Origin of the sequence: Sulfitobacter sp. EE-36 (genome assembly GCF_000152605.1) — a bacterium.
Classification (GTDB): Bacteria; Pseudomonadota; Alphaproteobacteria; order Rhodobacterales; family Rhodobacteraceae; genus Sulfitobacter; species Sulfitobacter pontiacus.
In genome coordinates, this window is sequence record NZ_CH959310.1 from 2548386 (window position 1) to 2564008 (window position 15623).

The 15623-nt window shown below is 60.7% G+C and carries 14 protein-coding genes and 1 tRNA gene; 5 read left to right on the forward strand and 10 right to left on the reverse strand.

Annotation, left to right across the window (positions count from 1 at the left end):
* Genes EE36_RS14945 through EE36_RS14955 form a run of 3 tightly spaced genes read left to right on the forward strand, consistent with a single transcriptional unit; the run spans window position 1 to window position 2740 of the window.
* Window positions 1–429 (forward strand): hypothetical protein, encoded by a 429-nt coding sequence (locus tag EE36_RS14945; RefSeq protein WP_005853634.1) that lies wholly within the window; start codon window positions 1–3, stop codon window positions 427–429.
* A complete protein-coding gene (locus tag EE36_RS14950) occupies window positions 429–1439 on the forward strand; it encodes a branched-chain amino acid ABC transporter permease (protein ID WP_005853635.1) in 1011 nt (336 codons plus the stop codon). The genes EE36_RS14945 and EE36_RS14950 overlap by 1 nt, the downstream gene beginning before the upstream one ends.
* The gene (locus EE36_RS14955; protein ID WP_005853637.1) at window positions 1436–2740 is read left to right on the forward strand and encodes a branched-chain amino acid ABC transporter permease; all 1305 of its coding nucleotides are present in this window, start codon (window positions 1436–1438) and stop codon (window positions 2738–2740) included. The genes EE36_RS14950 and EE36_RS14955 overlap by 4 nt, the downstream gene beginning before the upstream one ends.
* A gap of 71 nt (window positions 2741–2811) precedes the next feature.
* Here the strand turns inward: EE36_RS14955 and EE36_RS14960 are convergent, their stop codons facing one another.
* Window positions 2812–4362, reverse strand: coding sequence for a helicase HerA-like domain-containing protein (locus EE36_RS14960; protein WP_005853639.1), 1551 nt, complete (start codon window positions 4360–4362; stop codon window positions 2812–2814).
* 523 nt (window positions 4363–4885) lie between these two features.
* On the opposite strand from EE36_RS14960, the gene EE36_RS14965 reads away from it, so the two are divergent.
* Entirely contained in the window at window positions 4886–5524 is a 639-nt protein-coding gene (locus EE36_RS14965; protein WP_005853641.1) for an invasion associated locus B family protein, read from the forward strand.
* 89 nt (window positions 5525–5613) lie between these two features.
* Here EE36_RS14965 and EE36_RS14970 read toward each other — a convergent pair whose 3' ends face one another.
* From EE36_RS14970 to EE36_RS14985, 4 genes are read right to left on the reverse strand one after another with little or no spacing between them, the layout of a single operon-like run.
* Complete coding sequence (locus EE36_RS14970; RefSeq protein WP_005853643.1) at window positions 5614–6822, reverse strand: beta-ketoacyl synthase; 1209 nt, start codon at window positions 6820–6822, stop codon at window positions 5614–5616.
* A 3-nt stretch (window positions 6823–6825) separates the two neighbouring features.
* Window positions 6826–7083, reverse strand: coding sequence for an acyl carrier protein (locus EE36_RS14975; RefSeq protein ID WP_005853645.1), 258 nt, complete (start codon window positions 7081–7083; stop codon window positions 6826–6828).
* 35 nt (window positions 7084–7118) lie between these two features.
* A complete protein-coding gene (lpxD, locus tag EE36_RS14980) occupies window positions 7119–8216 on the reverse strand; it encodes a UDP-3-O-(3-hydroxymyristoyl)glucosamine N-acyltransferase (RefSeq protein WP_005853647.1) in 1098 nt (365 codons plus the stop codon).
* Window positions 8217–8243: 27 nt separating this feature from the next.
* Entirely contained in the window at window positions 8244–9830 is a 1587-nt protein-coding gene (locus tag EE36_RS14985) for a murein L,D-transpeptidase (RefSeq protein WP_005853649.1), read from the reverse strand.
* Between the two features lie 355 nt (window positions 9831–10185).
* Between EE36_RS14985 and EE36_RS14990 the strand changes: the two genes are divergently transcribed.
* Window positions 10186–10755 carry a DUF882 domain-containing protein gene (locus tag EE36_RS14990; protein WP_037944325.1) on the forward strand — a complete coding sequence of 190 codons (570 nt, stop codon included), beginning with the start codon at window positions 10186–10188 and terminating at the stop codon, window positions 10753–10755.
* 82 nt (window positions 10756–10837) lie between these two features.
* Here EE36_RS14990 and EE36_RS14995 read toward each other — a convergent pair whose 3' ends face one another.
* The 5 genes from EE36_RS14995 to EE36_RS15015 form a co-directional block, all read right to left on the reverse strand.
* Window positions 10838–11269: a YqaA family protein gene (locus tag EE36_RS14995; RefSeq protein WP_005853655.1), complete on the reverse strand. Its 432-nt coding sequence runs from the start codon at window positions 11267–11269 to the stop codon at window positions 10838–10840.
* 89 nt (window positions 11270–11358) lie between these two features.
* Window positions 11359–11448: transfer RNA gene (locus EE36_RS15000), tRNA-Ser, on the reverse strand.
* Window positions 11449–11530: 82 nt separating this feature from the next.
* A complete protein-coding gene (locus tag EE36_RS15005) occupies window positions 11531–12250 on the reverse strand; it encodes an alanyl-tRNA editing protein (RefSeq protein ID WP_005853657.1) in 720 nt (239 codons plus the stop codon).
* On the reverse strand, window positions 12247–14589 hold the full coding sequence (locus tag EE36_RS15010; protein WP_005853658.1) for a DUF3772 domain-containing protein: 2343 nt from the start codon (window positions 14587–14589) through the stop codon (window positions 12247–12249). The genes EE36_RS15005 and EE36_RS15010 overlap by 4 nt, the downstream gene beginning before the upstream one ends.
* Window positions 14586–15620 carry a cysteine synthase A gene (locus EE36_RS15015; protein ID WP_005853660.1) on the reverse strand — a complete coding sequence of 345 codons (1035 nt, stop codon included), beginning with the start codon at window positions 15618–15620 and terminating at the stop codon, window positions 14586–14588. The genes EE36_RS15010 and EE36_RS15015 overlap by 4 nt, the downstream gene beginning before the upstream one ends.
* Window positions 15621–15623: the final 3 nt, after the last annotated feature.

Genomic DNA, 15623 nt, shown 5'->3' on the forward strand with positions numbered 1-15623 from the left:
ATGGCCCTATTGGCAACCACGGCGCCAGCCTTGGCGCAGGACAGCGTTACCACGACCGCTGCAACAGCCCCGACCGCCGCAGCCGCTACGGCCCCCGCAGAGCCCTTCCAGCAGACGATTGCGATCGCCTGCCGCTTTACGTGGGAATGTGTGGAAAACGAGCCCTGCACCGAGACAGAGTTCACCCCCGACATCACCGGCAACGCAGGCGGAGCCTCTGCCGATGCGCTGACGGTTCAATCACAAATGGTCAGCGACGCCGAAACCGTCGACATGACCGGCACGAAACAGGTCAAGGCGCTGTCCCTGACGGGGGGTGGGTTTGATGCCCGCCACCTGCTGAGCATCGCCGCCGACGGGGCCTCCCGTTATACCGTGCATTACGCTGATGGGCCGATTGTCATCAGCTATCTAGGGACATGCAAATAATGGATTTACTCAACGCTTTCATCGCCTTGGCCAACTATGTGCTGGTTCCGGGCATCGCCTACGGGTCGCAGCTGGCGCTTGGTGCGCTTGGGGTGACGCTGGTCTATGGCATCTTGCGGTTCTCGAACTTTGCCCATGGCGACACGATGGCGCTTGGCGCGATGTCCGCCGTGCTGATCACCTGGGGTTTCCAGTCGCTGGGGCTGAGCCTGGGGGTCTTACCGACCGCACTGCTGGCGCTGCCATTCGCGATCATCATCACCATCGGGCTGCTGCTTGGCACGGATAAGCTGGTCTATAGTTTCTACCGCGAAAAGAAGGCAAAACCGGTGATCTTTGTCATCGTCTCGCTGGGGGTGACATTCGTCTATAACGGCATCACCCGCTTTATCATCGGCGCAGAGGATCAACGGTTTCTGGATGGCGAACGCTTCATCATCTCGGCCCGCGACTTCAAAGAGATGACGGGGCTGGAGGAAGGTCTGGCGATCAAGACAACCCAAGGGCTGACCGTGGTGACGGCTGTCATCGTGGTTGCCGCGCTGTTCTGGTTCCTGAACAAGACACGCTCGGGCAAATCCATGCGCGCCTACTCTGATAACGAGGATCTGGCGCTGCTGTCGGGCATTAACCCTGAACGCGTGGTCATGATCACCTGGATCATTGTGGCCTGTCTGGCGACCACCGCCGGCGTGCTGTATGGCTTGGACAAGTCCTTTAAACCCTTCACCTATTTCCAACTGCTGCTACCGATCTTTGCCGCCGCGATCGTGGGCGGTCTTGGCAGCCCGATCGGTGCCATCGCGGGGGGCTTTGTTATCGCATTCTCCGAGGTGACGATCACCTATGCGTGGAAAAAGGTCTTTGGCTACCTCGCACCCGAGGGGATGGCCCCCGACGGTTTGGTGCAGCTTTTGTCCACCGACTATAAATTCGCCGTCAGCTTCGTGATCTTGTTGATCGTGCTGCTGTTCAAACCCACAGGTCTGTTCAAGGGGCAATCGGTATGAACGAGACACTGAAAAACACCGCTCTTTTCGCCATTGTCGCGCTGCTGATCGTACTGACCGGGCTGGCGCAAAGCTGGAACGCGGCGCTGCTGATCATTGCGATGGGGCTGATCTCCAGCATCATGGCACTTGGCGTGAACCTGCAATGGGGCTTTGCGGGGCTGTTCAACGTGGGCATCATGGGGTTTGTAGCCCTTGGCGGTCTGGCCGCTGTGCTGATCGGCATGCCCCCCACGCAAGGCGCATGGTCCGCGGGGGGCTGGGGGATCCTCACCGCCCTGCTGATGGGGGCCGCGACGATCATTCTGGCGGTTCAGGTGATGAAACGCATGGCCAAGGGATGGCTGCGCACGCTGGTCGTTCTGGTGGTGCTGGTGGCGGGGTTCTTTATCTTCCGCGCCCTGCTCGACCCGTCGGTAAGCGCGGTCGAGGCCGTGAACCCCGCGACCACCGGCTATCTTGGCGGGCTTGGCCTGCCGGTGATCATTGCCTGGCCCGTAGGCGGGCTGTTTGCAGCCGGAGCGGCCTGGCTGATCGGGAAAACCGCGCTTGGGTTGCGGTCGGATTACCTAGCGATCGCGACCCTGGGCATCGCCGAGATCATCATCGCCGTGCTTAAGAACGAAGACTGGCTGTCGCGGGGCGTCAAGAACGTCATCGGCATCCCGCGCCCCGTCCCCTATGAAATCGACCTGCAAAATAACGCGGGCTTTGTCGAACAGGCGGCCGGCTTCGGACTGAACCCGGTAGAGGCATCGACGCTTTGGGTGAAGTTCCTGTATGTGTGTCTGTTCGCCGTGGTGCTCTTGGTGCTGATGTGGCTAAGCCAGCGGGCGCTGAATTCGCCCTGGGGCCGCATGCTGCGCGCGATCCGCGACAACGAGGTCGCGGCCGAAGCCATGGGCAAGGACGTGACCGCACGGCATCTGCAGGTGTTCATTCTCGGCTCTGCCATCTGCGGGATTGCCGGCGCGATGATGACCACGCTGGACAGCCAGTTGACGCCCGGATCCTACCAGCCGCTGCGCTTTACCTTCCTGATCTGGGTCATGGTGATCGTTGGCGGGTCCGGCAACAATCTAGGGGCCGTGCTGGGGGGCTTTCTGATGTGGTACCTTTGGGTGATGGTTGAACCCATGGGGCTGTGGCTGATGCAATTGGTCACCGCGGGCATGTCCGACGGCTATTGGCTGAAAGACCACCTGATCGAGTCCGCTGCGCATATGCGGCTGATGACGATGGGGGCGGTCTTGCTGCTGGTATTGCGGTTCAGCCCGCGTGGGTTGATCCCCGAGAAGTAAAAGAAAAGGCCTTATCCCTTGCGGGATAAGGCCAGCCTTCGGCGAGGATTTAGGACCATTTGGAAGCGCATTCAGCGTCCTTTGAACAACCCGCCCAAGATTCCGCGCACGATGCGCCGGCCGGTTGTGCCTTTCAACTCCTTGATCACCACACTCGCGATGGCACCGCCAAAGCTGTCGTCGCTTTTGGTCGTGCGTTTCGAGGTCGAGCGCGTGACCCGTTTGCCCGCATAGCGCCGCGCTGCGTTGAATTCGCGCAAGGCGGGGGATGTGTCTTCGGACTCGGCTTGTTCCTCGGCCTGTGCTGCCTCTTTCGCGGCGTCTTCGGCGCGTTTGGCCAGCATTTCGAACGCGGAGGCGCGATCAAGGCGGGTGTCGTATTTCCCCGCCATCGGGCTTTGCGCCATCAGGGCGGCGCGGGTGGCCGGATCGATCGGACCAAGCTGCGAGGATGGTGGCCGGATCAGGGTGCGTTCCACAATGCCGGGGATCCCTTTTTTCTGCAGCATGGAAGTCACCGCCTCGCCCACGCCCACATCGCGGATCGCGTCTTCGGTTTCGAAACGCGGGTTCCCGCGGTAGGTTTCGGCGGCAAGGCGCAGCGCCTTGCGATCACGCGCGGTGAAGGCGCGCAAGGCGTGCTGGATGCGGTTGCCCAATTGGCCAAGGATATCTTCGGGCACGTCTGCGGGGTTCTGTGTGATGAAATACACGCCCACGCCCTTGGAGCGGATCAGCCGCGCCACCTGTTCAACCTTGTCGACCAGCGCTTTGGGGGCGTCGTCAAACAGCAGATGCGCCTCGTCGAAGAAGAACACCAGTTTGGGTTTATCGGGGTCCCCGACCTCTGGCAGTTCCTCGAAGAGTTCTGACAGCAACCACAGCAGGAAGGTCGCGTAGAGCTTGGGCGACTGCATCAGCTGGTCGGCCGCCAGGATGTTGATAAAACCGCGCCCGTCCGTGTCTGTGCGCATCAGGTCGGTGAGCGCCAGCGCAGGTTCCCCGAAGAGATCAGCCGCGCCTTGGTTTTCCAGCACCAGCAAGCGCCGCTGGATCGCGCCGACCGAGGCCGACGATACATTGCCGTAGCGCAGTGCCAGGGTTGCAGCGTTTTCCCCGATCCAGACCAGCAGCGCCTGCAGATCCTTGAGGTCCAGCAGCGGAAGCCCGTCTTCGTCAGCAACGCGGAAGGCGATGTTGAGGATACCTTCTTGGGCCTCCGTCAGATCGAGAAGCTGCGCCAGCAGCAAGGGCCCCATTTCCGAGATTGTCGTCCGCACCGGATGCCCTTGTTTGCCGAACATATCCCAGAAGGTGACCGGAAAGGCGCTGTAGTCGAAATCGTCAAAGCCGATGGTCTGGGCGCGCTCTGAAAAAGGGGTGTGCAGCTTGTGGCTGGCAGACCCTGCCTGCGCCAGCCCTGACAGATCGCCTTTGACGTCGGACAGAAACACCGGAACCCCTGCGGCGGAAAACCCTTCGGCCAGGATTTGCAGCGTGACGGTTTTGCCTGTGCCCGTGGCCCCCGCGACCAGCCCATGACGGTTGGCATAGCCGATGTTGAGAAACTGTTTCGTCGCGTAGTTTTCGCCACCGCCGCCGATGAAGATATCATTTGTCACGTATTTAATTCCTTTTGGGCCAATAACCTGCAGCCAAAGTGCAGAGCGAGCATACAAACTTAACCTTTTCACACCATAGTGATTTTGTCGCCGGTCGTGATGTCCTTTTCGTGCTGGCGGCACTTCCTCCCTGTCAGACTTGGCCGCGCCTTCGGGTGCGGCCCTTTTTACGTTTGAGGTCCGTTTTACGCGCTTGAAACCGCTGTGATATTTTATGTTGACGGTGCCCGAATGCTTTCGTAACGTGCTTTCAATAAATCGGCCAAGTCCGATGGGGAGAACGAAGAACAGGGAAAAGGACGCATCGCGTCCTTTTTTCTATTTCAGCCCCCCGCGCCCGGCCTCTTCCCCGTGAAAACCTGATGAAATAGGCAATATTTTGCCTTAAATCACGATGGTTTCAGCGCTATCGTCCTGACATTGGCATTGGCGCATGGTAGATGGCGTCGAATTTAACTGATTTGGAACGAGCATGAAAAAGTATATCACACTTCTCCCTCTCTGCGCGGCGATGGCTCTGACTATGCCCGTTTCCGGTTACGCACAAACTGCAGCCACGGAAACACCCGCAGCAACAGACGCCCCGGAAACGGCGCAGCCGACCGCTGAAGCGGCACCCGCGACGGAAGAAAACACCACCACCGGCAGCAGCACCGACGTGCAGTCGCAGCTGAGCCTTGGTGAAGATGCCGACGGGGAGCCGACCCTGGGCAAGCCCTACACCAAAGAGGTGATCGGTGCCTGGGAAATGCGCTGCATCAAGACCGAAGAAGAGGTCGACCCCTGCCAGATGTACCAGTTGATGGATGATGGCCAAGGCGCGCCTGTCGCCGAATTCTCGCTGTTCCGCCTGCCAGCGGGCGGTAAGGCGACAGCCGGTGCCACTGTGGTTGTGCCCTTGGAAACGGCCCTGCCCTCGCAGCTGACGCTGACCGTCGATGGTGGCAAAGCGCGCCGCTATCCTTTCGCTTTCTGTAACCCCGTTGGTTGCTACGTCCGCATGGGCCTGACCGAAGCCGATGTCGCCGCGTTCAAACGCGGGAAAGAGGCCGTGATCACCATCGTGCCCGCGCTGGCACCTGACCAGAAGGTCGAACTGTCGCTGTCGCTGGACGGGTTCACCGCAAGCTTCGACAAATCCTCGGTTGTTGAAGACCGGTAAGCAGACGCTTGGCCCTCGGGCCGTTGAGACGACAAAGCCGCCCCGTTTGACGCGGGCGGCTTTTTCCATGGGCGGTGTCGCTGGTAAGATCAGATCGCGCGCAGCGCCAGTACCGCGTTCATGCCGCCAAAGGCAAAGGCGTTGGACAGCGCCACCGTGACCCGCGCATCGCGGGCCACATTGGGCACCACATCCAAAGCGCAGTCGGGGTCGGGCTCTTCGTAGCCGATGGTGGGGGCGATAACCCCGTCGCGCAGGGCCATGATGCAGGCCAAAAGCTCTACCGCGCCGGTGCCGCCGATCAGATGCCCATGCATCGATTTGGTCGAGCTGATCATCAGCCTGTCTGCATGGGTGCCGAACACATCTGCCACCGCCGCACATTCGGTTTTATCATTGGCTGCCGTGCCCGTGCCATGGGCGTTGATATAGCCCACCTCATCCGGGTTGATCCGGGCGTCGTCCAACGCGCCTTTGATCGCGCGGGCAGCACCCGCCTTGGACGGCATCACAATGTCCGACGCGTCAGAGGACATGGCAAAGCCCGATACTTCGCACAGGATATCGGCCCCGCGGGCGCGGGCGTGGTCATATTCCTCGAACACGAAAATGCCTGCGCCTTCGCCCTGCACCATCCCATTGCGATTGGCCGAGAACGGGCGGCAGGCGTCGCGCGACATCACGCGCAGCCCTTCCCACGCCTTGACCCCGCCAAAGCACATCATGGATTCCGAGCCGCCCGTGACCATCGCCGGTGCCATCCCGCTGCGGATCATCGAAAACGCCTGCGCCATCGCGTGGTTCGAGGACGCGCAGGCGGTTGAAACGGTGAAGGATGGCCCCTTGAGGTGATGCTCCATGCTCACATGGCTGGCGGCGGCGTTGTTCATCAGGCGCGGCACCACAAAGGGATGCACGCGGTTCTTCCCTTCGGCATAGACCGCACGGTAGTTATCGTCCCATGTGCTGACCCCGCCGCCCGCAGTGCCAAGCACCACGCCGGATTTCGCCGAGAGCTCTCCCTTGAACTCAAGCCCCGATTGGCGGATCGCCTCCGCCGCGGCGGCAAGGGTGAACTGGGTGAACCGGTCATACAGCGCGATTTTCTGGCGGTTATACTGGCTTTCACCGTCAAACCCATGGACCTGACCGCCGATCTTGATCGACAGCCGATCCACGTCGCGGAAATCAAGCGGCCCTATTCCACAGACCCCGTTGCGCATGGCCGCAAGCGTATCGGGCACGTTCAATCCCAGCGGATTGACCGTGCCCGCACCCGTAATCACGACACGTTTCACGCGTCAGGCCTGCTCGGCGCGCAGCCGTTCCACCCCTGCGACAATGCTGGCCACGCTGGAAATATCGAAACCCGTGGCATCCGGCTGGTTCGCGTTGAACGGCACCGATACGTCGAATGTCTCTTCGATCGCGAAGATGCTTTCGACGATGCCCATGCTGTCGATGCCAAGGCTTTCGAGCGTGCTGTTCATGGTGACATCCGATGGCGCCAGAAACGCTTGATCGGCGATAATGCTGATGACCTGATCTTTGATGTTCATCCTAAGTCTCCGTCAGAACGGGCCATGGATCGGCCCTAGCTTGTCTCACTGTCTTTGGAGGTGCCCATCTGGGATTTTAACGCCGCCACATCGCGAAGCAAGCGCGGCAAACGGCGCAGCGCTTTGTAGCCTTCGATCTGCTTGCCCATTTCCGTCGCGGGATAGCCCAGTAACGACCGGCCCGCGGGCGCGTTGGACAGGATCTTGGTGCCGCCGCCCGCGATCACCCCGTCGCCGATGGTGATATTGTCGCTGACGCCCACCTGACCCCCCAGCACCACGTTGTCGCCGATGGTCACGGAACCGGCGATACCGACCTGCCCGCACAGCAGACAGTTTTTGCCGACCACAACATTATGCCCCAGATGCACGAGGTTATCGAGCTTGCTGCCGTCGCCAATCGCGGTGTTGCGAATGGTGCCGCTGTCAACCGTGCAGTTCATACCGCATTCCACGTCGTTCCCGATGGTCACACTTCCAAGGGTGTGAATACGGGTCCATTGTTGCGCTTTTGTGTCGCCGCGATCACCAAGGGTCTTGCGGGTCTGTTCCACCGTGCTGGGCTCAGCCGTCACGAACGAAAACCCGTCGCCACCGATCCGCGCGCCCGGTTGTGCGATGAAATCATCGCCGATGCGCACCCGCGCGCCAATGCTGACGTGATCGCGCAGATAGGCGTTCTTACCCAGAACCGCGTCTGTACCAATGTAGCACTGCGGCCCGATGACAGAACCAGCGCCGATTTTCGCGCCCGCCGCCACAATCGCCAGTGGCCCGACAGAGACGTCCTCGGCCAGTTCGGCAGTCTCATCAATAACGGCAGAGGGGTGGATGCCAGCCCCGAACCCCTGCCCCGGATCCATCATGCGGGTCAGTCCCGACATGGCAAAGCGCGGACGGTCCGGCAGGATGGCGGCCTTCAACCCCATCTCTTGCCAATCGGCATCGGGCCAGAGCATCGCCGCGCGGGCCGATCCGTCAGACAGCGATTGTGCGTATTTGGGGCTCATGGCGAGCGCGAGATCGTCGGGGCCCGCGTCTGCCGGCTCTGCCAGTTTGGCAATCGAAATGGAGGTATCGCCGACCGCTGGCAAGCCAAGCGCGTCGGCGATCTGTTGGATGGTGTAGGTCATGTGCGGTCTCCCCTTATCAGGGACGAGTTAACCCTGAACCGCGCCCAATGCCACCCCCGCCTTGCTCAGCGCATCCCAGATACGGCCGTCGCGACCATAGATATCGGCGCGATACTGCGTATGGCCGCGCGGTGTGGTGAAGGCGGTGCGGTAGATGATGTGGACCGGCACTTCGGTATCCAGATGGACGAAAGTCTCGCGGCCTGTGGCCAGTTGCCGTTTGAAATAGGCGACAGGATCAGCCGCTTGCGGGGCCAGCAGCGTATAGGCGAAATCAAACGGATCGGCGAGCCGCACGCAGCCGTGGCTAAAGGCACGAACGTCGCGGTCAAACAGGCTCTTGGAGGGCGTGTCGTGCAGGTAGATGTTGTATTTGTTGGGGAAAATGAACTTCACCAACCCAAGCGCATTGGTCCGTCCCGGCTTTTGGCGCATGCCATAGGGGAAGGTACGCGCTGTATAACGGCTAAAGTTCACCGACCCGCGGCTGATGATCCGGCCACGATTATCGATCAGATCAATATGACCCGCTGCATTGGGATTGCGCTGCATCGACGGCAGATATTCCTTGGTCACGATCGACCGCGGCACCGTCCACGTCGGGTTGATGACGATATATTCCATCACATCCGAGAATTCAGGCGTCAGACGGTCCGATTGGTTCGCCCCCACGACCGAGCGTGTCTCGAAAGTGACCTGCCCGTTGTCGACGACGGACGCGGTGAAGGCGGGGATATTGACCAGCACGTGACGTGCGCCGCGTTCCTTGTTCAGCCAGCGTTCACGCTCCATCGCGACGATGACGGATTGCAGCCGCGTCTCGACGCTCTTGTTGATCTCGGCCATGGTGCCGGAGCCAGCGACGCCGTCCTCATTCAGCCCGTGATCTTTTTGAAAGCTGCGCACCGCCTCTTGCAAAGTGGCGTCATAGGTCATCACGTTGGATCGTTTCAGATACCCCATCGACATCAACCGGTTGCGCAGCGCGACCACTTGCGTGCCTTGCGCCCCGGGCTTGAGCGAGGATGCAGGCACTGCGGGGCCCCAACCGCCTTGGGTCAGCAAATGCTCCATCCGCAGCTTTTCACGCATCAGGGCGTTATACTCCATCGTCCGCGGGCGCAGATTGCGTAGGAACGGCGTGGGATCGGAAGAAATGAAATCGGTGATATAGGTCTGACGGTCGCGGTATGGCACCTCGCGCACGATGGACGGATCAATGCGCGACGGCACCAGCACACCGGTTTGCAGATCACGGGCGTATTGCAGGAAAACGCGCGTCATCTCGACCTCGGCCAGCCCGCGATCCCGCGGGGTCTGCGCGTTTTTGAGCTTTTCCATCAGCCCTTGAGGGTCATAGCGTGCGACGGGCAGCCCGTGCAAATCAGCCGCGCGGATCGCTGACATAAGTGCGGCACGTCGGGCGCGCTGTGTCTCTGTCGCTTCGGTCCAGATCGGTGCATAGCCGTGGGTCCGGTAGTAGGCGGCGATATCCTCATCCCGCGCGGCGGCTTCGGCAACGGCCTGTTTGAACGCGGTCACCTGCGCAAAAGCGGGTTGCGGCGCGGTAAAGAGTGTCAGAGCGGTGGCAGCAGCCCCAAGAAAACCGGCCATGCGGCGAAATTTCCGCGATTGAATGCTTAAAATACGAGTCATTGATTCCCCCGAAATCGGTGAGCTTTGGATTTCCTAGATAGGCAGGGAACCCTATGCTCTTGTCCAATAACAATGCCCGTGAACTGAAAACTAAGGATAAATTGATGCTTATCGGCATCGCCCCTGTGGCAAAAATGAACAACCAACTAAGGGTTGCGCAAAAATTCGCCTAAATTTGTTGATGGATGGAACCTTTTCGATTCAGCACTTGGTTCAAGAATCGCGCTATGCCATAAATTGTTGCATCTGGGGATCGATGGAAAACTCCGTGTAACATCATGGAACCAAAGGCAGAAGACGGGACATACAATCAATGACTGGTAAGAGCACTTCGGGCATGACCCGGCGCTCCGTATTGGGCGCATTCGCAGCGACAGCCGTAGCAGCGGCACCGACCTTCGCAAACGCAGCAGGATTTTTGCGTGGGGCCGGCGATATTCGTCGCATCAAGATGTATTCCGGCCGGACAGGCGAACGCATCGACATGATCTATTGGATCGAAGGCAACTACATCAAAGATGCCGTATCCGAGCTGAACTATTTCATGCGTGACTGGCGTACCGATGGCGTCAAATCGATGGACCTGCGCACCGTGGACATCATGGCCGCGTCGCATAACCTGCTGGATGTGTCCGAGCCCTACATGCTTCTATCCGGCTACCGCAGCCCGCAGACCAACGCGATGCTGCGTTCCAGATCGCGCGGTGTGGCCAAGAACTCCCTCCATATGCGTGGTCAGGCGGCTGACCTGCGTCTGGCATCGCGTTCGGTGAACCAGATGGCACGTGCGGCGATTGCCTGTAACGGTGGCGGCGTTGGTCGCTATTCCGGCTCTAACTTCGTGCATATGGATTGCGGTCAGGTGCGTAACTGGGGCGGCTAAGCGCCAGACGACGATCACGGAAACAAAGCGCCCTCGGGCGCTTTTTTCGTTTGAAGACAACGCGCTATTCGATCTCTTTCGCTCAGCCGATCCACACAAGCGTTACCCAGGCCAGCACCCCATAGCGCAATGCCTTGCCGATGCCGACGATTGCGACGAAGGACCACAGCGGCTCTCTTAGCACCCCTGCGGTGACGGTCAGCGCATCGCCGACAACCGGAAACCAGCTTACCAGCAACGACCAGCGTCCATAGCGCGCGTACCACGTCTCGGCTCGCGCCATTTGCGACGGGGATGCAGGAAACCATCGCTTGTGCTGGAACCGCAGCACCGCGTGCCCCAGCCCCCAATTCACCACCGAGCCCAAGACATTGCCCACCGTGGCAACCGCCAGCAAAGCCAGAACCCCGTGCTGGCCGTGGATCATCAGCCCGACCAGCAACGCTTCGGATTGCATCGGTAGAATCGTCGCTGCCAGAAAGGCGACCGCAAAAAGGCTCAGGTAACCGGTCATCGACGCGCCCGAACCAACGGGCAACTGGCGACCCGTTCGGGGCGTCGAAACCGATCACCGTACAGGCGGAATATATCGTAAGGGGGGTATGGCGGACAGACAGGGATTCGAACCCTGGAGACGGTCTCCCGCCTACACACTTTCCAGGCGTGCGCCTTCGACCACTCGGCCACCTGTCCATTGAGGGGGTGTTTAACGTGACCTGCGGGCGGGGTGCAAGGGGTAAAACGCGCGAAATTCAACAAGATTTCAATGCGCCGTTCAGCTGTCGAGATGGACGTAGATCCGGCGGGTGCCGCGCCCCTTTTTCTCAATCTTGCCAAGGCGTACCGCGCCAATCTCTCCGGTGCGGGCAACATGGGTACCGCCGCAAGGCTGCAGGTCGATCCATGCGTCACCCTCTCCGATTTGCACCAGACGTACGTTGGCCGCCGTGACCGGTGGTGCGACGGATAACGTCTTGACCAGCTCAGGCGCGGCTTGCAGTTCCTCTTGGGTAATCCAGTGATCCGTAATCGGCAAATCCTGCGCGATATAGGACGCCAGCGCGTCCTCGATGCCGTCGCGATCCTCTGGCGCATCGGCAAGGTCAAAGTCCAGCCGCCCATGGGTGGCCGAGATTTGCCCTCCCACCACGGGGAACGGCACGACCACGGACAACAGATGCAGCAGGCTGTGCACCCGCATATGCCGGTGCCGGCGGTCCCAATCCAGCTTCTGCGTGACATGGGTGCCCGGCTGGGGGATTTCCTCGGGTTCGGCCGGAACCAGAATGATGGACCCGTCCAGCCCCTTGACCGTCGTCGCAATCGGCATGCGCTGCTTGTCCCAGTTCAGCCAACCGCTGTCCCCTGGTTGCCCGCCGCCCGTGGGATAGAACACCGTCCGGTCCAGCACGATCCCGCCCTCGTCGGTGATGGCGATGACTTTTGCGGCACTGTCGCGGGCATAGGCGTCGGTGAGGTAGATCGGCTCGTTCAACTGTCCTCTCCATCCTGCTTAGAGGTTTTTTCGCCGGCGCGGGTGCGCAGCCATACGTCCCGCTGGGGAAAGGGCACCTCGATGTTTTCGGCGGCAAAGCGTTCGACGATGGCGTGGTTGATATCGCTTTTGACCGACATCATCCAATTCACGTCCCGCAGGAAGGCACGGATCTCGAACTCCAGCGCGTCGGCCCCGAACCGCACCAGCAGCACATTCGGCGCGGGGTTCGCAAGCACCAGCGGCTGGTCCTCCGCGATCTCGCGCAGGATCGCCTCGACACGGCGGGTATCGGTGCCATAGGCCACCCCGACCGAGATAATGACCCGCCCCACGGTATTGCCACGGGTAAAGTTGGTCACCGTACCGCTGACAAGATCGGCATTCGGGACAATGACATCGGTGCGGTCAAAGGTTTCGATCCGCGTGGACCGTACCGAAATATCGCGCACATAGCCGGACTTGCCACCGACCTCGATCCAGTCGCCTTCGGAAATGGGGCGTTCGATCAGCAGGATGATCCCCGAGACGAAGTTGCTGACGATGTTCTGCAGACCGAAACCGATACCGACCGACAGCGCACCGGCGACGATGGCAAGCGAGCTAAGGTCAATGCCCGCCCCCGTGATCGCGGCCAGCGCGGCGAGAAAGATCCCGACATAGCCCAGCCCCGACAGCAGCGCGTTCTGCCCGCCGATGTCGATCTTGGTCTTGGGCAGGACATTGCTGCGCAGCGCCCCTTGCAGCAGCCGCGTGAGCAGATAACCGATCGCAAAGATAACCGCGAAGGCCAGCAGGTTCGACGGCGAGATCTGGCTTTCCCCGATGGTGAACCCGCGCGAGAATGCGGCCCATAACTCGGTCAGGTCCGCGACCCGTGCGCCCCAGACCAGCGCAAGCACAGGCATCGCCAGTAACAGCAGAATCAGACCGAAGAACAGCGGCATCAGCGCTTCGCGTGCGGCAACGCCCTGCCCCGTGATCGCGCCATAGACATCCGCAGAAAAGCGTTGTAGCGCCATGACCAGCCCCAGCACCGCCAGTGTCGTCACATAGGGGCGCAGGATCGCATCCGACAGATCCTGATAGCCAAAGGCATACAGCAGCGGTGCCACAACAGAGACCGCAATAGCCCCCAGCCCGGCACTGCGTACAACCCGCGCATGGGACGACGCTTTGGTCATGCCATCGGCGTCTGGCGTATCCTCTTCGGGTTCACGGTAGCTGCGCAGGATCCGACCGATCTGGAACAGCGCGAGGCTGGTCAGCACCGCCAGCGGGAATTGCACCACCGCGCGTGTCGCCAAGCTGGGGTCACCGATTTCAAGCACCGTCAGCGCCACGATAGACAGGATCATCACGAAGGTGATCGCGTTCACGTAGAACCGTGCGGATTTACGTTGCTGTGCAGACAGCGGCAAAAGCGCTTCGTCTTCTTCGCGGGCAAAGACCCGTTCGGACACCCAGCGGAACCCGAAGATAAGCAGGCCAATCAGCGGCAGCAATTCAACGACCTGTGTCGCGCGTGTGCCCAGAAAACCAGATTGCCGTGCCGCGATGGTCAGCAGGTAGAGCCCCACCAGCGGGAACAGGATGCGCAACAGGGAGACGACAAAGCGCCAGATCCCCATGCCGCGCGCCTGATGAACGCGCAGGGTATGCGCAATCTTCATCGCCCAGACACGGCCGCGGAACAGCAAGAGCAAGCCTGCAATACCCGCGAAGAAAACGGTCGGCAGGTTGTTTTCCAACGTGTTCAGCGCGCTGTCCGTATCCTGTTCAGCACTTTCCTGCCAGAAAGCGGCAAAGGCATCCTGCATCTCGACCAGCGCGGGGCCCCAATAGGCGGGGTTCAGCGGCGACGGCGTGGTGCGGAGCAGCCGTTCGGTCTGGCGTTCGCGAATGATCTTGTCGATCTCGCGCACCAGTCCGTCTGCGCGCAGAAACTCGCGCTCTGCGATCTGCACGGGGGCCAGCAGGGTGTTCAGCTGCTGGTTGATGTCGGCGCGGGTCTTGGCCACCTCTGGTGCTTCGGGTTCGGCATTTTCGCCCTCGGGCGCTGTGCCCAAGGCGGCAAGCTGGTCACGCAGCGCAGCGATACGTTCAGCGTTCAGCGTGCGCGCGGCCTCGAACTCGGACCGGTAGTTGACGATACGTCCGCGCAGGCTGTCGAGTTCGGAAGTCGGTGTGTCGGCCTCTTCAACCGATTGTTCCGCCTTGACCGCAACACTATCCCATTGCTCCGCCGTTTCTTCGACGTCGGTCTGCGCGAAAGCCGCGGTCGTCAGGCAAAGCGCCAGAAGACCGCAGGCCAGAAGCCCCCTGAGCGTCGCGATCATTGGTCTTCGAATACGCCGGGAATGGATTGTGGGGCGCGGTCCAGCCAAGCGGGCACGGGCAGATCCTTTTCGCGCAGGAAGTCGGGGTTGAACAGTTTCGACTGATAGCGCGTGCCAAAGTCGCACAGGATCGTCACGATTGTATGCCCCGGCCCCATATCCTTGGCCAGACGCACCGCACCGGCGACGTTCACACCCGACGACGCCCCAAGGCAAAGCCCTTCGTGTTGCAGCAGATCAAAGACATAGGGCAGCGCCTCTGCGTCCGAGACGTTGTAGCTGAAATCGGGCGTGAACCCTTCGAGGTTCTTGGTGATGCGGACCTGACCGATACCTTCAGCGATTGATCCGCCTTCGGCGACCAGTTCACCCTTGGTGTAATAGTTATGCAGCGCGGCCCCGTCCGGGTCGGCAATCGCGATTTTCACGCCTTTGGGCTGCAACGCCATGCCGATCCCGGCCAGCGTGCCGCCAGATCCTACCGCACAGCAGAATCCGTCAACCTTGCCGCCGGTCTGCTCCCAGATCTCGGGGCCGGTGGTTTCGATATGCGCCTGACGGTTGGCGACGTTGTCGAACTGGTTGGCCCAGATCACCCCTTCATTCGTGGTGCGCGCCAGTTCATTCGCGAGCCGTTCCGAGTAGCGCACAAAGTTGTTGGGGTTGCGGTAGGGTGCCGCGGGCACTTGCACCAGCTCGGCCCCGGCAAGGCGCAGCATGTCCTTTTTTTCCTGACTTTGTGTTTCAGGAATGACGATCACGGTTTTGAACCCCATTGATGCGCCGACAAGTGCCAGCCCGATACCGGTGTTCCCTGCCGTGCCTTCGACAATCGTACCGCCGGGTTTCAGCGTGCCCTTGGCAATGGCATCCTGAATGATGAACAGCGCGGCACGGTCCTTGACCGACTGGCCGGGGTTCATGAATTCTGCCTTGCCGTATATCTCGCAGCCGGTTTCCTCGCTCGCCTTGCGCAGACGAATAAGAGGGGTGTTGCCAATGGCCTGCGCCAGATCAGATGCGACGTGCATGGG

Coding starts and splice junctions, on each gene's coding strand:
- EE36_RS14945 (WP_005853634.1), top strand. CDS start 1: ATGGCCCTATTGGCAACCACGGCGCCAGCCTTGGCGCAGGACAGCGTT.
- EE36_RS14950 (WP_005853635.1), top strand. CDS start 429: ATGGATTTACTCAACGCTTTCATCGCCTTGGCCAACTATGTGCTGGTT.
- EE36_RS14955 (WP_005853637.1), top strand. CDS start 1,436: ATGAACGAGACACTGAAAAACACCGCTCTTTTCGCCATTGTCGCGCTG.
- EE36_RS14965 (WP_005853641.1), top strand. CDS start 4,886: ATGCCCGTTTCCGGTTACGCACAAACTGCAGCCACGGAAACACCCGCA.
- EE36_RS14975 (WP_005853645.1), bottom strand. CDS start 7,083: ATGAACATCAAAGATCAGGTCATCAGCATTATCGCCGATCAAGCGTTT.
- lpxD (WP_005853647.1), bottom strand. CDS start 8,216: ATGACCTACACCATCCAACAGATCGCCGACGCGCTTGGCTTGCCAGCG.
- EE36_RS14985 (WP_005853649.1), bottom strand. CDS start 9,830: ATGGCCGGTTTTCTTGGGGCTGCTGCCACCGCTCTGACACTCTTTACC.
- EE36_RS14990 (WP_037944325.1), top strand. CDS start 10,186: ATGACTGGTAAGAGCACTTCGGGCATGACCCGGCGCTCCGTATTGGGC.
- EE36_RS14995 (WP_005853655.1), bottom strand. CDS start 11,269: ATGACCGGTTACCTGAGCCTTTTTGCGGTCGCCTTTCTGGCAGCGACG.
- EE36_RS15010 (WP_005853658.1), bottom strand. CDS start 14,589: ATGATCGCGACGCTCAGGGGGCTTCTGGCCTGCGGTCTTCTGGCGCTT.
- EE36_RS15015 (WP_005853660.1), bottom strand. CDS start 15,620: ATGCACGTCGCATCTGATCTGGCGCAGGCCATTGGCAACACCCCTCTT.